The sequence below is a fragment of the Bacillus cihuensis genome, assembly GCF_000504145.1.
In the GTDB taxonomy this organism is placed as follows: Bacteria; Bacillota; Bacilli; order Bacillales; family DSM-1321; genus Peribacillus; species Peribacillus huizhouensis.
In genome coordinates this window covers 2192177-2210045 of the sequence record NZ_KI632495.1, presented here as the reverse complement: position 1 = coordinate 2210045, position 17869 = coordinate 2192177, and the positions used below count along the sequence as shown (strand labels likewise).

Genomic DNA, 17869 nt, shown 5'->3' with positions numbered 1-17869 from the left:
ACTTCCGAAGTTACTAAAGTAGCGAGCGTGATGGTAGCTGGCATTGTCTTAAAATTACGCATATATAATAAAAATGCAGAGTTCTATGTGAAAGTGAATGTAAATTGTAAGGGGGGATTTTGAAATAATTCATCTTTATGAACACCTAATTTTTATCAAAGATACAGGATATCTTTGATAAAAATTACAATTATTCAAAAAAATGTATTATAATATAATTACTCTGAAAATGATAGCGATTACAATTTGGTGAGGGGAGACTTTTTATGTCTATTTCCAAAAGTGCATTACAAGAGCAATACACAGAAGGAACAAATCAACAAATGGTAAGAAAGAATTCTATTCAAAAGGAGAAAAAACCAAGTGAAATTTTGCTGATTACGGTTTTAATGTTTGGTTACTCCTTGATTTACATGGACAAAAATATGATTTCGACAGCGATTATCCCTATAGCAGAGCAGTACAATTTTACAACGAGTCAGACAGGTTTAATCATGAGTTTGTTTTTCTTAGGCTATTCCTTAATGCAAATACCAGGTGGATGGTTAGCAGATAAAATTGGCTATAAAAAGGTTTTAATTATATCTCTTTCACTGATTACTGTATTTACATTTGCATTTGGTTTTGTAGGAAGTCTTATTTTATTTATTTTGATTCGTTTCTTTGCAGGTGTTGGACATGCAGGCTATCCATCAAGTACGTCAAAAAGTATCGCGGTGAATTTCTCGAAAGATAGACGGACTTTCATCCAATCGCTAATATTATCTACAAGTGGAATTGGAGGAATCCTAGCTTTCCTATTCGGAGCAAGACTAATAGATTTGGACTGGCACTATGCATATTATGTATTAGGTACATTATTTCTCATTTCGTTAATTTTGGTTATTTTCTTTGTACCTAGTGGAACTGCAATTGAGAAAAGGAAGGTTGAACCAAAGCAAGCTAGTTTTAAGTCAGTCATTTTGAATCGAAATGTAATCGTTTTATTTATGGTGATGGTTTTAGTTAATATGGCGTTTTATGGAAATATGTCTTGGCTGCCATCTTTCTTAAAAGCAAAATTTGCATTATCGATTAGTACAGTTGGAACGATCCTAGCAATCAACGCTGTTGGGGGAACAATTGCTTCCTTATTAGCAGGCATTTTATTGACAAAATTTTTTGCTGATAAAGAAAAAGTATTATTTTTAAGTAGTTCGATCCTTTCAGCTGGAGCATTTGTAGGTCTGGTGCTTTCTGATTCATTGGCAGTATCTATTGGCTTGTTATATGTGCTTACATTTTTATTAACCATTATCTTTGTTGGGGTATTCTCTTGGCCTCACAAAATCCTGCCTGAAAAAGTAATTGGTTCATCCGTTGGGATTATCAATACGGGTTCGACACTTGGCGGATTTGTTGCTCCAATGACTTTTGGAGCTTTAATTACTCTATTTGGCGGATCTTTCTCCATCGTGTTTATCAGTTTGTCAGTAGTGATGGTTATTGCCGGGTTTATTGTTCTAACGGTTAAAACAAAGTAGCAGGGGGATCGATCCATTATTAAAAAAAGAAAATGGATATTCTAGTACTGAAAAAAGTAAAAATATAGGTACATAAAATACGCTTTTTTATTTGCTCTTGTATCAAGGTTTATAGAATTAATTTAATCAAAGTTTATTTCAAAGCTACAATTACAGCTGCATTGTAGAGAATTAGACTTTCATAAACCAATTCCAATTAAGATGTTCCATCCCAAAGAACGTAGAAAGAAATAGTATAACCAAACTATAAAAATAAGAAGACCAGTGATAGTACTCCATAAATGAACACTTTAATGGAATACAATCACTGGTCTCTTTCAACATGATTTATCTCGCATTAACGGACAGTAAAACCCTAACTGATTGAAGTTTCACTTTATAGTACTCCTTTAATTGTGATTATAAATTCATATAAGAAGTATCCCGCAAAGCCGATTAAAATAAATCCAGCGATAATGGAAACCCATTTTATCATTGTCTGATTCATCATTTTCCTTGTAATCGTAACGATTAACAAGAGTCCGATATCATGGACTAATATACCAGCTAATATACCCGCCCCAACGATTAAAAACGTTGCCGGTTGTGTCGTATCATAGGAATCGGAAAGTACAGCTCCAAAAACAGAAATCCAAAACACAAGATTTCCTGGTGAAATCGCTACGAGTAATCCATTCCGGTATGAGCTAAAAAAAGATTGATTTGGTTTATCACCAGTTAATGTAATACCCTGATCCGAATTTTTGATCGAATCATAACCCAAAAATGCTAAGAAACAGGCCCCAATTAGCCACATGGGAATTTGAATGTAAGGCGTAGAAAGTATCGATGCCAATCCTAAATATAAGGAAATAATTAAGAAGAAATCGACTGTCATTCCACCTAATCCAACAGCCCAGCCATGCAAAAAGCCCTTTTTTAACCCTTGCTTCGTCATTTCAACAGTCATTGCTCCTACAGGCATTGCAATGGCCAGACCTGCTAGAAGATACGTAAAAAATAAACTCAAAACAAACACATCTTTCAAATATGATCTCTTCATACGTCCGTTTATATAGAATATAGTAGCATAAAAGTTCTACATATAAATGAAAATGTTAATAATTATGCAAAAAAAAGAGAATTTATTCAATTGGATGTACTGATAGAAATGATGTCTTGACTCCATTACTGTGGAAAGTAACATTACACTTGAGACTCGTTGATTGTTTTCCTAATGCCTTTCCTTATCAATGAATGTTTAAAATCTATTTTTGCGGCTAAGACACCGATTAAGACAAGGGTTGCTCCTAAATAACCTCGTGCTGGGAGTACTTCATCAACGAAAATATAAGCGAGTATAGCAGCGAAAACGGGCTCTAATGAAAAGATGAGTCCTGTGTGTGTAGGGGTCGTATATTTTTGGGCTGCAGTTTGACCAATAAACCCAACGGCACTGCATAGTATACTTAAAGCTAAAATAGAAAACCATGATTCTGATGTAGTAGGAAGATGTGGTTGTTCCAACCAAAATGAAAATAATAGTGCCCACGCACCGGTAAAACCTAGTTGTAAAACTCCGAGAGTAATAGAATCTACATTTTTTGTTAATTTATCTGTCACAATAATATAGATCGCATAAAAAAGAGCACCTAAAATGATCAGGAAATCGCCAGAACTAATTTGTAAATGTTGATTTAACGTTAAAAGAGCGATCCCTACTATAGAGAAAAGTACGCCGATAACAATTTTCTTTTCAGGTTTTTTTCTAAAGAAGAGGGCTATTAACAATGGGACAAATACGACCGTGAGACTAAATAGGAACCCTGCATTAGAAATGGATGTGGATGTTAATCCAATCGTGACAACAGTAAGCGCCAAAAACAAGATAGTACCTAAAATAAATCCAGCTTTAAAAGTAGGTAAATCCATCTTGCACAAGCGTTTGTAAAATATGATTCCAGCTAAAATAAAGGCAATCCCAAAGCGTAAGGCTATCAAGTTAAATTCTTGAATAGAATGAAGACCCATTTTCATGAACAAATAGGATGAACCCCAAAACATAGTGACCATGATCATCATGAAATCTGCTTTTAATTGATTGTTCATACCTATCCTTTTTAGCATCTCAAACTTTCGAATACTATTCATTTTTCATCCCCTACCTATTTCAAATTGATCCCGGTTTAACAGGCTGTAATACCCCCACCTAAATTTTTTGAGAGAATCAAGAAATAAATTGGTGGGGATAAACAGCCTGTAAATCCCCGATTGGTGAGATACAGTGAAACATACCTTCGTGGTTTTCAAAGGTTTAGTTGAGGCCCACAGGATGTGGGTCACACAGACGTTGCCGCAGGATGCGGCGTACTTAGTCTGTGATTCATTGAATCGGGTTCGTAGTGTCGATTTATCGAAGATTTAGCGACAGTAAAACGCGACTAACCATCAGTGAAAAACATCCACTGATGGAAGTTTCACTTTATTATTTTTTAGTATAATTGTAAAATTCAAATAAGAAAAATGAATGTTTTTAAATAATTAAATGAAAAAAATTCATGTAAAGGAAGTGATGAAATTGTCGCTTGCAAAGTTTGAAATATTTAATACAGTTGTAGAGTTAGGGAGTCTGACAAAAGCAGGAGAAACACTTGGTCTAACACAATCCGCGGTTAGTCATGCCATTTCTAGTTTGGAATCAGAGTGGGGATTTTCTATCCTTACTAGAGGGCGTGCAGGTGTTAATTTGACTAGTAACGGAGAACATGTTTTACGATATATCCGTGAGATTTTAAAATGGAACGAAGAAATGGCTCAAGAAATAGCGAATATTAATGGGTTGGAAATAGGTGTAGTACGTATTGGTACTTTTTCGAGCGTTTCAGCTCAATGGCTGCCTGAAATATTGGGGAATTTTAGTGAGTTATATCCTTCTATCGAAATTAAGCTGCTAGAAGGGGATTATGATGACATTGAGTATTGGATATCCAATGGAATTGTGGATTTTGGTTTTGTCTCGATCCCAACCTCCTATGCGTTTGAAGTCATTCCTTTAAAAAAAGATCCTATGCTTTGCATCCTTTCTGAAGATCATCCCCTTGCTCAGCAAAATGAGATCAGTTTTGAAAGTATCCAAGAGGAGAAGTTAATCATGTCGAAGAAAGGAAGCGATAATGATTTAAGACGAATTTTAACAGAGAACAATGTCATCCCAAAAATAAAATTTGAGCTTGCAGACGATCAAGCAATATTTTCAATGGTTCAACATGGAATGGGGATAAGTATTCTTCCTGAAATGGCTTTATATCGAATCCCAAATAATATTCGCATCCTTAACTTAGAGCGAGAGAATTATCGTACAATTGGTATTGCAGCTACATCTTTTAAAACCCTTGCTCCAGCCACGAAAAGATTTATTGAATATATGAAATCATGGGTCAATGTACGAGTAGAAGATCATTCGCTTTAACCCTTATATAGTTGTAAAGCAGATATTCTGAATATGTTGAGGCGAATTTTTTGCAGGAATCCGTCTTGCAATCATTGCAAGAGAATCAAAAGGAGGGATTACAATAAGAAAAGTCGAAGTTAAACGATATAACGACCAATGGGTGTTGTTATTTAATGAAGAAGTTAATCAATTACAGAAGATCTTCGGTTCTTAGCTTATAGAGATTCATCATATTGGCAGCACGTCAGTAAAAGGTCTTTTTTCACTAATGATCGTGTAGCTCAATTGTTGGAGTCACAAAAAGCGCTGAAGAAATTCATAATAAAAAGCCCTGTTGTGTGATCTCACAACAGAGCTTTCCAAAGGTAAATACATGTATAACTAAACTATAACTCTTAAATTCTCTCTATTAAAGTTTATGTTTATTTAAAAATAGCCGCCATTATTTCATCGATCGTCATTCCACTATCTACCTCATAAGTACCTGGACGTAACTTGTTAGATAAGCCGCGCTTTTCTACTTCTTTGGAGAAATCAATCGCAGGATCAATGCTTTTTGTTGACTTAAGGATCTTCTCAATATCAATGCTAGTCATTCCTTTAGACACTGACAGAATCGTCCGGTACACGACTATTTCCTGCGGTGCTACTGTCTCAGTTGTTTCTTTTTTGGTATTCTCTTTAGATGCTTCATGGGCCTCAAATTGCTTTTTCCACTCTTCCTTTGTTTGGATGATATAGCCTTCAGAGGTTAAAGAGCTGATCATCTCGTCTTCTGATGGTATTTTAGCGGATTGTACATTGTTCGAACCAAGGAGGTACACGATCCCGCATATACTGGTTGCGAGCAATAGTCCGCTGGCAAAGCTACGCATTAAATGTGCTTTCATTGCTAACTTCGCTCCTCTCATCCTTTGATTTTATGTAAGGAGCAAGTAAATTTTTAATCTCAGTCTCAGTCAGCTGGAATTTTTCAGAAATACTTTCTAATGAATATCCGCGTCTATGTAAGTCGATTACTTCACGTAACAAAAGTCGTTGTTTAGAAGCTCCTGTTTTTTGAGCAATTATTTCAGTATCTATCTCGACGTTTTGAACTTTCTGCTGTAACTGGTTTAATTCTTTCAAAAAAGAAATCGTAAATTGATCTATTTGTTCTTCTACTCTTTTTGACGACTGCTTCGATTTAATAACCGACAAAATAAGTAGAATAACTGCTGCCCCAAATAAAAGGGCTAACGTCCATTCCATCATTGTATGACACTCCTTAACTAGAATCTATTTTTCTGCATTGTCTTATTATACAACGCTATAAAAAACAATTCGAACATATAGTAGAAAATAAAGCAATTGTCATGAAAAAAAGTGGTTAGATCGTGCTAGGTAATTACAAAATATTTTTAAATTGGTTATTTGTTGAAAAACGGTCAGTGAAAGCTACCAATTGATGAATGGATTATAGGAAGAGATAGATACTAAAAATGATTGGAGGTGTAAATATGGAGCAAAAACCTAATCATTATGATGGTAGTGTTTCTTTTGATTATGCTGAAAACGATGAAGCTTATTCAAATGAATTATACCAAATAACCGATGAGATGCGTCTAAATATTGGTGGTAACCCATATTTCTTTGATGTGAGTAAATAACGAAAATTAAATAAATACAAACTTTGTTCCATGTTAATTTTTCTCAAACTATACAATAAGAATCTAAAAAGCAAAAGGTGGAGGCAACATGGCAAAATTATTATACATCACAGCTCATCCTAATGATGATACACAATCTGTCAGTATGGCAGCAGGAAAAGCATTCATTGAAACATACAAGGAAGTACATCCAAATGATGAAATCGTTCATCTTGATTTATATCAAGAGCATATCCCTCATTTAGATACAGATGTTTTCAGTGGCTGGGGGAAACTCCAATCTGGCAAAGGATTTGAAGAGCTCTCAGCAGAAGAAAAAGCCAAAGTGGGACGTCTTAATGAACTAAGTGAACAGTTCATGTCAGGGGATAAATATGTATTTGTAACCCCCTTATGGAACTTCTCATTCCCTCCAGTAATGAAAGCGTATATTGACTCTGTTGCTGTTGCAGGAAAAACATTTAAATATACGGCTCAAGGTCCAATTGGTCTTTTAACAGATAAGAAGGCCCTTCATATTCAAGCACGTGGCGGTGTATATTCAGAAGGTCCAGCTGCTGACGTAGAAATGGGGCATCGCTTCTTAAGTGTAATCATGAATTTCTTTGGTGTTCCTTCTTTTGAAGGATTATTTATTGAAGGTCATAATGCTATGCCTGAAAAAGCACAAGAAATCAAAGAAAATGGCATCGCTCGTGCTAAGGATTTAGCTCATACTTTTTAATTAAATAGAAGCACTAGAGGCTAATTCAAAGATAGGTGTCAACGTTTTGATCTTTGTTTTTAGATTAGCCTCTTTTGTATGAAGGAGATTATAGAAACTACCTCAAAATTTCGGCTCCGCATCGCCACCACTGTGATGAGGTGAGTGCAGCGTGATACTTGATTAATCCTTCATGGTAAATGGTGGCGTATTGTAAACAACTTAAATAACCGAATAAAAATAAAAATAATTTTCTTCTCGTTTAAAACCAATTTTTTCGTAGAGACTTTGTGCGGGAATATTTTCTACATTCGTCTCAAGTAAAACTCCTTTTGAACCTGTTTCCCCAGCAAAGCGAATGGCTTTTTTTAATAATTTCTCACCAAATCCTTTTTTACGAGCATTTTTTTTCACATATAAATCGTTTAAAACCCATGACTTTTTCATACTTAATGAAGAAAATGATGGATATAACTGAACAAAACCAATCGGATGATTCTCATCAAAGGCTATAAAAATGACGGATTCTTCATTCATTAATCTAGCTTTTAAAAATTCCCTTGCCCCTTCAAGATTAGACTCTTGTTCATAGAAATCTCTGTATAAATCGAACAGTTCTGTTAGTGAATCGAGCTCATTTAATGTTGCTTTTTTAATATCCATGGATTGTACCCCCTATTATTGTTATACCAATAATCTTAATTTACAAACGATTCAAAAACAACGAAATAATGAGAAAATAAGCGATGATGCACGCTATCACCCATGTTGTTTCCGTTTACATGGTGAATGTTTCCGTTTTCAGTGGCTTTGTCAAAAGGGCTCCCATACACGATAATAAAATCATACCATATAAGAAAGGGGATCATATAAATGAAGAAATATATAAAATCAGTAACAGATGCAATGAAGGTTTATGGGGAAAAACATAAGAGAGTTTGGAATTATGGAGTAGAAATGGAAGAAGGAAAGAAAAAGAAATAAAAACGTAATTAGTAAAAATCACGTAAATAAAAAATTAAAAAAGTAAGGATGGATACAGTGAATTTATCTGGCCAAAATTATCAAACTACTATATATGATTAACCGATTCTCAATGATTAAATTGAGAATCTTTTTTATGACTAAAACAATGGTCTTCATAAATATATAAACAAATAGCATTACTTGTATATCGAGCAAATCGAGTTAACAAGTAGTTCCAATTTTAAAATCACATCATCAAAAGGTAATGATTACTAAATATATGTCTTTAGTTTAAGGACTACTCAAACAGGATATTTAAGTAATGTAAGCAAGATAAAAATCTATTATAGGAGTGATTAATATGGCTAACAACGATAACAAAATGAGTCTAGAAGAAGCTGGTCGTAAAGGCGGAGAAGCCACTTCAAAAAATCACGACAAAGATTTTTACCAAGAGATTGGACAAAAGGGTGGAGAAGCAAGAGCTAACCAACGGGACGATGACAATGTTGACGATCGCAAAATGAGTCGAGAAGAAGCGGGTCGCAAAGGCGGAGAAGCCAATAGAAATAACAAATAATTTGTTAGTAGACTGAGGAGTTGTCTGTCAAGATGAATTCTCAGTCTTTTTTTCTGCGATTTTCCTCGTTTCCGTCGCAATATCTTTTGACTGCGTAGTATTAAAATCAGTTAACGGTGCAAAAAACTTAATTAATATGTTAACCTTTTTATAAAAAAGGATGCATAAAGTAAAAGCGGAGCCTTGTTATACTAACGGGAGCGATTAAGCAATAACATCGTGTTCTAAGGGTGCAATATTATAAGAAGGAAGTATTGCTTTCACTTGAAATAAGGAAAGGCTGAGTTTAGGAGGGAACTTATACTGAGGAATTTCTTATTAAATCTTAGGATCTTTAGATATAGGAGTAAAGTAAATGTTGAAATATATAATTTTTGATTTTGATGGAACACTCGCCGATTCAAAAATGGCTTTCATCTCAAGTTGGAATATTCTTGCTGAAAAATATCGCTTTAAAGAAATAAAGTTTGATGATATCGAGACTTTGAAAAAACTTTCGATAAAAGAAAGATGTAAATTGTTAAATTTTCAAATGTATAAGCTGCCAATCATCATTCCTCAATTTTATAAATTATACCGAAAATCAATAAATGATGTTAATTTGTTTGATGGAATTAAGGACATGTTATCCGGCCTAGAGAAAAAAGGATATAAAACAGCGATCATCTCTTCTAATTCAAAGGAGAATATATTATTTTTTTTAAAACGTAATCAAATAGACTGTGTCACAAATGTGCTTTGTTCTGGCAGTTTATTTTCAAAAGATAAACTAATTGAAAAGTTTTTAAGAGAGAATCAATTGGAGTCTTCTGAAGTGATCTATGTAGGAGACGAGAAACGAGATTTAGTTGCTTGTAAAAAAGCAGGAATTAAAATGATCTGGGTAAGTTGGGGGTATGATTCAATAGAAGCGATTCAAGGAGAAAACCCCGACTATAAGGTGCATAAACCCTCAGAAATATTGACAGTTATCTAAGAAATCTAGTTGCGATATGTGTCTTTGAAGGTAGTAAAAAGTGAAAAGTGTAGTAATATTTCGGTGTGAGGATACCGATATAGAAGGAGAGTGGTTGCGTTGGCTGCGAAATGTATTACATTCTGTGAATTCGGTCAACCAGAAGCCGTATTAAAAGTTGAACATAAAGAAATTCACCGGCCTAAAGATGATGAGGTGCTTGTGCGAATGTTAGCACGGCCTATTAATCCCTCAGACTTAATTCCGGTTAGAGGAGCATATTCCCAGCGAATTTCACTACCTGCTATTCCTGGTTATGAAGGAGTGGGGATTGTAGAAGAGGTGGGTTCTTTAGTATCGAAACATCTTGTTGGGAAGCGGGTTTTACCTTTAAGAGGAGAAGGCACTTGGCAAGAGTTTGTGAAAACATCCGCACAGTTTGCTGTTCCAATCCCTGATACGATTGATGATTTCATTGCTTCTCAAATGTATATAAATCCAATTACAGCATGGATCATTTGTACAGAAGAGTTGAGATTACAACGAAATGATGTTTTAGTCGTAAATGCTTGTAGTTCTTCAATCGGCCGAATCTTTGCCCAATTATCGAAAATACTTGGCTTTCGATTAATTGCGGTAACGAGAAATAATACATATACAAAAGAATTACTGAACCTTGGCGCTAGTCATGTCATCAATACATCTGAAACACCATTACGTTTAGCAATGATGGAGATTACTAATGGACTAGGTGCTGATGCGGCGATTGATTCTATAGGTGGTTTCTCTGGTACGGATTTAGCCTATTGTGTACACCCCGATGGGATCTTTTTATCGATCGGTCTTTTATCGGGCGTTCAAGTAAACTGGGGAGAAATTGTAAATCAGGCAAAAGTAAAAGCGAAAATCTTTCATTTACGGCATTGGAACAGCAGAGTATCGACGGAAGCTTGGCAAGAAGCCTTTCAACAGATCATTACATTCATACAAGATCATAAATTAAAATTAATGATGACAGATTCCCATTACGATTTAGTAAACGTAAAAGAAGCGATTGCAGTTGTTGAATCTTCAATGCCTAGAAAAGGGAAAGTTTTTTTAACAAGCTGATCGGAGCATTAAATGGGAATATAACATTTTCCAAGTGATTTATGCGAGCAATCCAAAATGATAGACCAATCCCATCATGATTATTCAAGCAAGAGGATGAACAGCTTAACAGGGCCATTTATAAAGGGATATGCTATGGGTGGTGTTCATTTTTGCACAATGTTCATTGGACCGTGTATAGGAGGCTTCTTGTGCCAAAGAGCGTCAAAGGGAGATCTCAAACAAGCGTACAGCGCCGTTGGAGACCCCTTGTTGACCGCAGAAAGCAAATGCTTTCGCTCCAATCAACAGGCAAGTTTTACGATAAATACTTAGCTGGATTTAATTTTGGTGTTTCTCTATTACAAACGTTTTGAAATGGACAAATTGGGCATTCATTTTCGTTATAGATTTCACTATAATTAGCTGAATCTTCTAGAAAATGCTTCATTAACAGAAAATAACTTATTCCTTCATCAAGCTTTTCTTGTGTCGGACGAAAGATATGTTTCTTTTGGGCAATTAAAGTGATCACTTCAATCCGTGTTGGACGTATTTGAAAAACTTTTCCCGAAAATACTTGAATGAAGTAATAATAAAGCTTTAACATTTCTTGATCAGCTTTAACTACATACTTCTTTACAACAAATGAGGAGTTAGAAAATTTAACAACATCAAAGGTTAAAGCGAGATCAACGTCTAGTTCTTGAATACGAGTTTTATATTTTGGCTGTTTTCACATACTTTGTTGCTTTTCAATCATTTTTACACTAATAACCCGGGTTGATTTCCGTTGCAGGTACTCGCTTTCCGCGGGCGGTCTCAGAAGCCTCCTCAGTGCTTTGCACTTGCGGGGTCTCCCTCAACACGCTTTTCCCGCAGGAGTCTCGCACCTTCCACTACAATCAACATCTGTTCGAATTGGTTTCTTGCTAAAAACAACAAACTTTACGAAAAGAGCCTATATTTTTCAAATAAGAGTAGAGGTGGATCTAGATCTGATTCTGCTGTTAAATCTTGTAATAAATAATCCGTCATTTTAGCCATTACTTGATAATAGTGAATTTTTGATTCATAAAATTTTGGAGAAATCTTCAGCCAATGTTGTTCTATTAACTCAAGCACTTTTGTTGCATGCCGGTGTTCAATTGAGAGTTGATAATAGGAGTACACAATCCGGTGAACGACTTGTTGAACGACCTGCCTCCAATCTAAAGGAGACTTCTTCTTTTCTATCTATTCGTAATAAAACTTATATGGTCAACGAATGAAATTTTTTAAGTTTTGTTCTGTTATCGTACGGATTGTGATCATATGATTTTTCACTTCAAGATGCCTCCTAAGCAGTTACAGTGATATTTAATCTGTACATTTCTTGAGAAAATCTTTTCCAAATAGTTTGCAGCGTTCAACATCTTCACCGACAGGATCGAGCTCAACCTTTAAACCTTCAAGTACTACATCAGCTCCACATTCTTGTAATTTATTCATCAATGTATCAACAGCTGCCCCAAATTCGGGATAGAATGAATCACATGAACCAAAAACGGTTGCCTTGCTACCAGCAAAATTTAGTTGATCCATTTCGTCATAAAAATCTAAAAACTCATCTGGGAATCGCCGTTTCCCCAAGTATAAGCACCAAGTAAAATTCAGCTTCAAGCACATCTTTTACAAGGATATCGCCACCTTCTTCTGTTATCGCTTTTTAAATAATCTCCGCCATTTCCTCTGTATTTCCTGACATACTAGTAAAAATTAAAATATATTTTTTCATTCTTATGCTCCTCGTTGAAGTTATTTATCGTATTAAAGATAAAATTCTAAGCAGGGGGATAGGTGAATAGAAGACGATGAATGTTTACTGTGGTGGCATATGCAATAAATTTTTAGATGAATTGGAATTCGACTAAATGCTGCATACATACGTAAATACATGTACCTATTACTCTACGTTTATCCCGCATTAACGGGCAGTAACCCCCCACCTCAAGGCTTAGAGAAATCGAAGAAGAGTAGGTGGGGGACCAATGCCTAATCTAGTTGCGGCTCCTAGCCCCTCGAGGTCATAAGCTGTAATACTTGTCGGACTATCACAAGATGTGATGGCGTCTCTGTTGCTCACAGGATGTGGGTCACACAGACGTTGCCGCAGGACGCGGCGCGCTTAGTCTGTGATTCATTGAACCTTAGTTCGTACTGTCGATTGATCGAAGCTGTCGCTGCGACCTTAGCGACAGTAGAACGGGACTAACAATCAGTGGGGATGAAGAAAACCACCTTTGAAGTTTCACTTTACATAGTTATACTTTTCTAAACTTTCATTTTCCCCACAACATGGACATAAATCATCATAAATCGCACATTTATCTATATAACCGCAGTCATTACAAATCAAGACAAACACGAAGTCATTTATAGGAAATGATTATATTGGAAGCCACCTCCTCGTTGAAAACAATTATCAATTATTTTTTCGTATTTTTTGACGCATAGTAACAATCGTTTAGATGTTTGTATGGAGGAATTTACATAGAAATCGGCAGTTGCTTTAGTTTTTTAGTCTAATAGATGATTTAAATCTTAATGAGATGTTATAAAAATACAATTGTGTTTTTCAGATTTACAGTTGTTTTTTGATATGGTAGTATATCAATATCAATTTCGAATTTTCTAAATTACATGTTTTATCTGACGTTATTTACTTTTCCATAATAATGAAATTTTTAGTTTTTATAACAGAGAACGGCTATCTAATTATTTAGGGGATGAACAGCTATGAATGTCCAGAAAATTACAAAAACATTAACTTCAGCTGAAATCGTAGAAAAAACAGTTGGAATATATGAAGAAGCGGTGAGTTTAAGAAGAAAGATCCATGAACATCCAGAGCTTGGGTTTGAAGAGTATAAAACAGCTGAATTGATTGCTAATTACTTGCAAGAACTTGGAATCGAAGTAACAACAGGAGTAGCGGAGACAGGTGTTGTCGGCATTCTTCGCGGAGAGCTTGAAGGACCAGTGCTTGCTTTAAGAGCAGATATAGATGCTTTACCGATTCAAGAAAAAACAACCGTAAGCTATAAGTCGAAAAATCCAGGAATCATGCACGCTTGTGGACATGATATGCATACGGCAATGTTACTCTCTGCAGCCAAAATCTTATCTGAAAATAAGCAATATGTTTCTGGGACGATCAAATTTATTTTTCAACCGGCTGAAGAGATGAAAGGCGGAGGAATCATGATGGTTGAAGAAGGTGTATTAAGTAATCCCCCTGTTGACCATGCTTTTGCCTTTCATGTTTGGCCCGAGTTACCGACCGGCGTATATGGATTTAGAAACGGCCCGATGATGGCGAGTATGGATACCTTTGATGTTGTATTAACTGGAAAACAAGGTCATGGAGCAGCGCCGCATCAAGGAGTAGATGCGATTGTTGGGGCTTGTCATGTTGTTACAGCTCTACAAACGATTGTTAGTAGAGAAACCGATCCAGTAGACTCTGCTGTTATTACAATAGGCACCATTGAAGCAGGAGATGGTTATAATATCATTCCAGAAAAAGCTCGTTTTAAAGGAACGGTACGGACACTTAATGAAAACACTCGGAAAGAAGTACAAAATAGTATAAAACGAATTATCGAAGGAGTAGCTGCTGCTCTGAAATTGGAAGTTGAAATCAATTACAATTTTACAGTAGGCTATCCTGTAACAATGAATGATATTAAATTTAATGAACATGTGGCTTGCATTGCTACGGATTTATTTGGCGAAAATTCCGTGCAGTGGATGAGCAAACCAAGTATGGCAAGTGAAGATTTTGCCTTCTATTTAGATCAAGTACCTGGTACATTTGTTTTTCTAGGTGTTGGTGAAAATCCAGAGGAACCGATGAAACTGCATAGTGACGTGTTTTTACCAGACGAAAAGGCGATGATTCGAGGGATCTCGCTAATCGTTGGACTAGCTTTAAATACGACTGAAAAAATTCAATGAGTTGATAATTTGTATGACGATAGGAAAGCGGCGGTGTGAAGCAGCTTTTGCGAAGACCCGCTCTTTTTTCTGTTTGTTAAAATCAGCACATTTATAGAAATGGAGTGCAAAAAAAATGCAAGAAAATTCTTTAAGAAATTGGAAAATTCATTTATTTGTTTTGATATTAGTATGTGTGACAGAATTTATCGGCGTAAAAACATTAAATATCGGAATTGGAGCCATTGCCTTATTTCCAATGTTGTATGCATTAATTATTGGAGCCATTATTAGTTTACCGTCTTTAAAAATATTAAAAACAAAAGAAATGAATATAGCCGCTAATATTTTAGGTATTTCATTTATGCTATTTGTCGCAAAATTAGGCATGTTAATGGGACCATCATTACCGAAGATTTTTGAGGCGGGAATTTCTTTAGGATTACAAGAAGTAGGCCATTTTGCGGGTACAATCCTATTAGGACTACCAATCGCTTTATTACTTGGAATGAAAAGAGAAGCAGTCGGAGCCACTTTCTCAATCGATAGAGAACCTAACTTGGCCATTATTGCTGAAAAATACGGTTCTGATTCACCAGAAGGAAGGGGAGCCTTAGGCGTATATGTATGCGGTACTTTATTTGGAGCTTTATATCTGTCGGTGTTAGCGAGCGTGATGGCTCAAACTGGTTGGTTTCATCCCATTTCATTAGCCATGGGTGCTGGTGTTGGTTCAGGTAGTATGATGGCTGCTATGTCTGGTGCATTAGCCGTTATTTTTCCGGAATCGGCAAAGGATATCGCAATTTTTGCTGGTGCCGCTAACTTAATTACAACAATTTTAGGCACGTATATTTGTGTATTCTTTTCTCTCCCTTTTACAAACTATCTATACAAAAAACTTGAACCAATTTTGGGAAGAAAAGCAAAACAAGATCAAATGAAAAATATTTGAGCGTAGGACATAAAAGAGGAGATTTTATATGAAAGATAAAATATTAACTTTTGTAACTATTGGAATAATAGCCCTTATGGGAAATTGGATTGGGTACAATGTTTCACCTACTGAAGCATTACCAGGTATGATGATCATTGTAGCGGTTACGATATTAGGGTTCTTTTTAGCTAAAATCATCCCTATTAAGCTACCAATTGTTATTTGGGTGTCTATGTTAGCGTTATTGATAACAACTCCAATTTTCCCAGGAAATGAATCAATTATTAAAGTAACAGAACAAGTGAATTTTATGGCATTAGCAACACCTATTTTGGCGTATGCTGGTCTATCTTTCGGAAAAGATTTGAAAGAGTTTAAAAAATTAGGATGGCGTATCGTTGTTATCTCACTAGTTGTATATACAGGGACGTTTTTATTATCAACTGTTGTAGCAGAAATTGGTTTTAGATTAACTGGTAAATTTCATTAATTTTTTGTAATCGTGTTACTCCAATTACAGAAAGTTGTTGGGAAATCAGATTTACTGGCAAAAATCGTAACACCTGATAATTCAGGTTATGAAAAAGCGAGTGAAATGCATGACTATTTCACTCGCTTTTGTGATGTTATTTATGGCTGATCTTCAATCAAAGGTTTTACTTGAAATTCTTGGTCAACGTGGTTCATCATTAAGTCATACACTTTAGATTCCAATTCTTCAATACCGTCTTCTTCAAGATTGCTATGTGGTTGAGGGTGGAACCACTGAATTTCTTCATTATGAAAAATTCCTTGGTAATTATCGCCTTCATGGTTTAGTTCAAATTGATGACGCTTATGAAATTGATCCTCAAACATAGGTTTTACTTTAAATTCTTGATACACATGATTAGTCATCAAGTCATACACTTTGGATTCCAAATCTTTAAGGCCCTCTTTTTCAAGCTGTTGTTTCGGTTGCGGATGTAGCCACTGAATTTCTTCGTTGTGGAAAATCCCTTGATAATTCATTCCCTCAAAGTTAAGGGCGAACTTATGACGTTCATGAACTTGGTTTTCGAACATTGGGTTTGCGGTGAAATCTTGATCAGTGTGGCTTGTTATCAAGTCATACACCCTAGATTCCAAATCTTGAACGATACCTTCTTCAAGCTTCATATTCGGTTTAGGATGATACCAATGTATTTCTTCTTCGTGGAAAATCCCTTGATACGTATCACCTGCAAAATTAAGCGTAAAATGTTGGCGTTCATGGACTTGATCTTCAAATAATGGTTTTACTTTAAAATCTTGAAACATAAAAATACCTCCCGATAGTAGTTATTAATATTATTTTTCCCTAAATGGATTAAAATTAATCGACAATCTGTTTTGCTACAAGCTGAAATAGGAATGAAAGTTTAAAATTACTTACTCAACATCATGGTTGTTACAAACTTTCCTACATTGGTCAATTTTTAAAATTTTCCCGGATGATGCAATACCTATATCATATTCTGTTTCTTGCTTTATGATTGAAACCTCGTATTTAATATTTCCATGATCAAAAATGGTTTGTGTGTCCGTTACTAAGCCACCTTTTGATGTGTTTAAGGCAATAATTATTGCAGTTAATTCATTTATTGGTTGTACTTGTGCATTAGTTGGTTTCGATACAGGTTGGTTATCAATCATTGTATGAGCTCCTAGACCAACTGTAATCAATGCACCATGTATTAAAATTTTCATTAGGTTCATTAATGATAACCGCCTCGTTTTGTTGATATTTGTATCATACCCAAAAGAGTTTAAAGAAAAAGAAGGAGAACCTTAAAATTTCCTTAGAAAAGTAAAAGAATTCATCTTGGAGGGGGATTTAATCTTAAGTAATATGGAGGAGATGTGCTCAGGAAAGAAATATTAACATAGGGGGTATTTAAATAAGATCTTAAGACATTATTTGAGTGGTTTGTTTTTTTCCATTGGAATCCTTGTTGGATTATTTGGTCAATATTTATAAACTTAAAAGTAGTGGTAGTTTCGCTCTGTTCTTTTATCATGATAATAATTAGTTCGAAAA

Annotated in this window: 18 protein-coding genes and 1 pseudogene; 10 read left to right on the top strand and 9 right to left on the bottom strand. The window is 35.3% G+C overall.

Translation table 11 applies throughout. The features are described 5' to 3' along the window. The first annotated feature begins 266 nt into the window (after positions 1-266). Entirely contained in the window at positions 267-1523 is a 1257-nt protein-coding gene (locus V179_RS0116360; protein ID WP_200868674.1) for an MFS transporter, read from the top strand. 376 nt (positions 1524-1899) lie between these two features. On the opposite strand, the gene V179_RS0116355 is transcribed toward V179_RS0116360, so the two are convergent. Next, a complete protein-coding gene (locus V179_RS0116355) occupies positions 1900-2532 on the bottom strand; it encodes a LysE family translocator (RefSeq protein WP_028392436.1) in 633 nt (210 codons plus the stop codon). 176 nt (positions 2533-2708) lie between these two features. After that, positions 2709-3611: a DMT family transporter gene (locus V179_RS0116350; RefSeq protein WP_028392435.1), complete on the bottom strand. Its 903-nt coding sequence runs from the start codon at positions 3609-3611 to the stop codon at positions 2709-2711. Between the two features lie 469 nt (positions 3612-4080). Between V179_RS0116350 and V179_RS0116345 the strand changes: the two genes are divergently transcribed. After that, complete coding sequence (locus V179_RS0116345) at positions 4081-4971, top strand: LysR family transcriptional regulator (protein WP_028392434.1); 891 nt, start codon at positions 4081-4083, stop codon at positions 4969-4971. A 404-nt stretch (positions 4972-5375) separates the two neighbouring features. Here V179_RS0116345 and V179_RS0116340 read toward each other — a convergent pair whose 3' ends face one another. Further along, positions 5376-5843: an MltG/YceG/YrrL family protein gene (locus V179_RS0116340; RefSeq protein ID WP_028392433.1), complete on the bottom strand. Its 468-nt coding sequence runs from the start codon at positions 5841-5843 to the stop codon at positions 5376-5378. Further along, a complete protein-coding gene (locus tag V179_RS0116335; protein ID WP_235179057.1) occupies positions 5821-6207 on the bottom strand; it encodes a hypothetical protein in 387 nt (128 codons plus the stop codon). Before V179_RS0116335 ends, V179_RS0116340 begins: the two co-directional genes overlap by 23 nt. A gap of 245 nt (positions 6208-6452) precedes the next feature. On the opposite strand from V179_RS0116335, the gene V179_RS31350 reads away from it, so the two are divergent. Beyond that, the gene (locus V179_RS31350) at positions 6453-6602 is read left to right on the top strand and encodes a hypothetical protein (RefSeq protein ID WP_182502036.1); all 150 of its coding nucleotides are present in this window, start codon (positions 6453-6455) and stop codon (positions 6600-6602) included. Between the two features lie 88 nt (positions 6603-6690). Further along, entirely contained in the window at positions 6691-7326 is a 636-nt protein-coding gene (locus V179_RS0116325; protein WP_028392431.1) for an FMN-dependent NADH-azoreductase, read from the top strand. Positions 7327-7527: 201 nt separating this feature from the next. On the opposite strand, the gene V179_RS0116320 is transcribed toward V179_RS0116325, so the two are convergent. Further along, complete coding sequence (locus V179_RS0116320; protein WP_028392430.1) at positions 7528-7968, bottom strand: GNAT family N-acetyltransferase; 441 nt, start codon at positions 7966-7968, stop codon at positions 7528-7530. A gap of 664 nt (positions 7969-8632) precedes the next feature. On the opposite strand from V179_RS0116320, the gene V179_RS0116310 reads away from it, so the two are divergent. The 3 genes from V179_RS0116310 to V179_RS0116300 all read left to right on the top strand — a co-directional run bounded on the left by V179_RS0116310 (position 8633) and on the right by V179_RS0116300 (position 10916). Next, positions 8633-8851 (top strand): KGG domain-containing protein, encoded by a 219-nt coding sequence (locus tag V179_RS0116310; protein WP_028392429.1) that lies wholly within the window; start codon positions 8633-8635, stop codon positions 8849-8851. A 355-nt stretch (positions 8852-9206) separates the two neighbouring features. Beyond that, positions 9207-9827, top strand: coding sequence for an HAD-IA family hydrolase (locus tag V179_RS0116305; protein ID WP_028392428.1), 621 nt, complete (start codon positions 9207-9209; stop codon positions 9825-9827). A gap of 99 nt (positions 9828-9926) precedes the next feature. Then, the gene (locus V179_RS0116300; RefSeq protein WP_028392427.1) at positions 9927-10916 is read left to right on the top strand and encodes a zinc-dependent alcohol dehydrogenase family protein; all 990 of its coding nucleotides are present in this window, start codon (positions 9927-9929) and stop codon (positions 10914-10916) included. A 298-nt stretch (positions 10917-11214) separates the two neighbouring features. On the opposite strand, the gene V179_RS28155 is transcribed toward V179_RS0116300, so the two are convergent. Together V179_RS28155 and V179_RS28145 are read right to left on the bottom strand one after the other, a co-directional pair. Continuing rightward, positions 11215-11505: a hypothetical protein gene (locus V179_RS28155; protein WP_028392425.1), complete on the bottom strand. Its 291-nt coding sequence runs from the start codon at positions 11503-11505 to the stop codon at positions 11215-11217. Positions 11506-12254: 749 nt separating this feature from the next. Then, a pseudogene (locus V179_RS28145) lies at positions 12255-12597 on the bottom strand (flavodoxin domain-containing protein). Positions 12598-13673: 1076 nt separating this feature from the next. Here V179_RS28145 and V179_RS0116275 point away from each other — a divergent pair. From V179_RS0116275 to V179_RS0116265, 3 genes are all read left to right on the top strand, one after another. Next, positions 13674-14894 (top strand): M20 metallopeptidase family protein, encoded by a 1221-nt coding sequence (locus tag V179_RS0116275; protein ID WP_235179055.1) that lies wholly within the window; start codon positions 13674-13676, stop codon positions 14892-14894. A gap of 115 nt (positions 14895-15009) precedes the next feature. Next, positions 15010-15828, top strand: coding sequence for a DUF3100 domain-containing protein (locus tag V179_RS0116270; protein WP_028392422.1), 819 nt, complete (start codon positions 15010-15012; stop codon positions 15826-15828). 28 nt (positions 15829-15856) lie between these two features. Then, entirely contained in the window at positions 15857-16300 is a 444-nt protein-coding gene (locus V179_RS0116265; RefSeq protein ID WP_028392421.1) for a hypothetical protein, read from the top strand. 140 nt (positions 16301-16440) lie between these two features. On the opposite strand, the gene V179_RS31190 is transcribed toward V179_RS0116265, so the two are convergent. Together V179_RS31190 and V179_RS0116255 are read right to left on the bottom strand one after the other, a co-directional pair. Further along, complete coding sequence (locus V179_RS31190) at positions 16441-17109, bottom strand: DUF5342 family protein (RefSeq protein ID WP_051404987.1); 669 nt, start codon at positions 17107-17109, stop codon at positions 16441-16443. Between the two features lie 111 nt (positions 17110-17220). Next, a complete protein-coding gene (locus V179_RS0116255) occupies positions 17221-17547 on the bottom strand; it encodes a PepSY domain-containing protein (RefSeq protein WP_028392420.1) in 327 nt (108 codons plus the stop codon). Between the last annotated feature and the right edge of the window lie 322 nt (positions 17548-17869).

Coding starts and splice junctions, on each gene's coding strand:
- V179_RS28155 (WP_028392425.1), bottom strand. CDS start 11,505: ATGTTAAAGCTTTATTATTACTTCATTCAAGTATTTTCGGGAAAAGTT.
- V179_RS0116275 (WP_235179055.1), top strand. CDS start 13,674: ATGAATGTCCAGAAAATTACAAAAACATTAACTTCAGCTGAAATCGTA.
- V179_RS0116320 (WP_028392430.1), bottom strand. CDS start 7,968: ATGGATATTAAAAAAGCAACATTAAATGAGCTCGATTCACTAACAGAA.
- V179_RS0116340 (WP_028392433.1), bottom strand. CDS start 5,843: ATGAAAGCACATTTAATGCGTAGCTTTGCCAGCGGACTATTGCTCGCA.
- V179_RS0116270 (WP_028392422.1), top strand. CDS start 15,010: ATGCAAGAAAATTCTTTAAGAAATTGGAAAATTCATTTATTTGTTTTG.
- V179_RS0116265 (WP_028392421.1), top strand. CDS start 15,857: ATGAAAGATAAAATATTAACTTTTGTAACTATTGGAATAATAGCCCTT.
- V179_RS0116350 (WP_028392435.1), bottom strand. CDS start 3,611: ATGAACAATCAATTAAAAGCAGATTTCATGATGATCATGGTCACTATG.
- V179_RS31350 (WP_182502036.1), top strand. CDS start 6,453: ATGGAGCAAAAACCTAATCATTATGATGGTAGTGTTTCTTTTGATTAT.
- V179_RS0116310 (WP_028392429.1), top strand. CDS start 8,633: ATGGCTAACAACGATAACAAAATGAGTCTAGAAGAAGCTGGTCGTAAA.
- V179_RS0116255 (WP_028392420.1), bottom strand. CDS start 17,547: ATGAACCTAATGAAAATTTTAATACATGGTGCATTGATTACAGTTGGT.
- V179_RS0116325 (WP_028392431.1), top strand. CDS start 6,691: ATGGCAAAATTATTATACATCACAGCTCATCCTAATGATGATACACAA.
- V179_RS0116335 (WP_235179057.1), bottom strand. CDS start 6,207: ATGATGGAATGGACGTTAGCCCTTTTATTTGGGGCAGCAGTTATTCTA.
- V179_RS0116360 (WP_200868674.1), top strand. CDS start 267: ATGTCTATTTCCAAAAGTGCATTACAAGAGCAATACACAGAAGGAACA.
- V179_RS0116305 (WP_028392428.1), top strand. CDS start 9,207: ATGTTGAAATATATAATTTTTGATTTTGATGGAACACTCGCCGATTCA.
- V179_RS31190 (WP_051404987.1), bottom strand. CDS start 17,109: ATGTTTCAAGATTTTAAAGTAAAACCATTATTTGAAGATCAAGTCCAT.